The following is a 1,297-nucleotide window of genomic DNA, read 5'->3' as shown; positions in this document are numbered from 1 at the left end:
GAAGATGCGGCTGTCTCCGGCGCCAGCATGCTGACCCGCGCGGGCCTTCAGCACCTGATGCGCGATGCCCAGGCGGGAGCCTTCGAGGTGGTGGTGACCGAAGCGATCGACCGGCTCGGCCGCAATCTGGCCGATGTCGCCCGGTGCTTCGACCAGCTGAGCTTTCGCCGGGTGCAGCTGCACGCCGTCAATCTCGGCGCGGTCACGCAGATGCATATCGGCATCATGGGCACGATGGCGCAGCTGCAGCTGACCGATCTCGGCCAGAAAACCAAGCGCGGCCAGCTCGGCCGCGTGCGTGACGGCAAGATCCCCAGCGGCCTGGCCTATGGCTATGATGCTGTGCCCCCGAAGCCGGGCAACCAGGAGGCCGGTGAGCGCCGCATCAATCCGGAGCAGGCTGAGATCGTCCGGCGCATCTTCCGTGACTATGCCGCCGGTAAGGCCCCGCGCGGCATCGCCGGCGACTTGAACAAGGAAGGGATTCCCGGCCCCGGCGGCCGCCCCTGGGGCGACACCACGATCCGCGGCCAGGCCGACCGCGGCACCGGCATCCTCAACAACACTTTATATATCGGCCAATTGGTCTGGAACCGCTGTTCCTATGTGAAGGACCCCAGCACCGGCAAGCGCGTCGCCCGGCCCAATCCGGCCGATCAGCACGAGAGCGTGGCGGCGCCGGAGCTGCGGATCATCGACGACGACCTATGGCAGCGGGTCAAAACCCGGCAGGGGCAAGTCCGCATCGAGATGGGCAAGGACGCCGCCGGTAACGCGCTCAACCGCGCGCACCGGCGCAAATTCCTGCTCAGCAACCTGCTGCGCTGCGGCTGCTGCGGCGCCCCTTATGCGATGACCGCCAAGGACCGCTTCGGCTGCAATCGCAACTGGGCGCGGTGCAGCGCAAGCTGGAGGGCGTATTGCGCGCCATCGAGAACGGCGCTTGGAATGACAGTCTGAAGCAGCGGCTCGACGAACTGGAGGCGGAGAAGCGGCACGTGCAGGAACAACTGGCTGCAGCTGATGCGCCAACGCCCACGGTGCGCCTGCATCCGAACGCAGCGGCGCTGTACGCTGCCAAGGTCGCTGACCTGCAGGCGTCTTTGAATGAGGAGACGATCCGGGCCGAAGCGGCGGACGCGTTATCCGGTCTGATTGAGAAGGTGGTGCTGACGCCCGATGCCACTGCCCCAGACGGCCTGCGGGCCGAGCTGCATGGCGATCTGGCGGCGATCCTGCACCTGGCCACGGCGGCCGATGGCGACAAATTGTCTTGGATTTCAAGCAGCAAAAACCC

At 66.5% G+C, this 1,297-nt stretch carries 1 protein-coding gene and 1 pseudogene; both read left to right on the top strand.

The genetic code is table 11. The annotated features are described in order from the left end of the window. A partial coding sequence (locus tag LI953_RS15340; protein ID WP_227076960.1) for a recombinase family protein occupies positions 1-960 on the top strand: 960 nt, incomplete at its 5' end. Next, positions 921-1,297 (top strand): annotated as a pseudogene (locus LI953_RS15335) (hypothetical protein); the annotation flags it as partial. The gene LI953_RS15340 and the pseudogene LI953_RS15335, both read left to right, overlap by 40 nt.

The sequence above is a fragment of the Acidocella sp. KAb 2-4 genome (assembly GCF_020567705.1).
Taxonomy (GTDB): domain Bacteria; phylum Pseudomonadota; class Alphaproteobacteria; order Acetobacterales; family Acetobacteraceae; genus Acidocella.
Note: the sequence above shows the minus strand (reverse complement) of the source record. Positions and strands in the feature narration are given on the sequence as shown.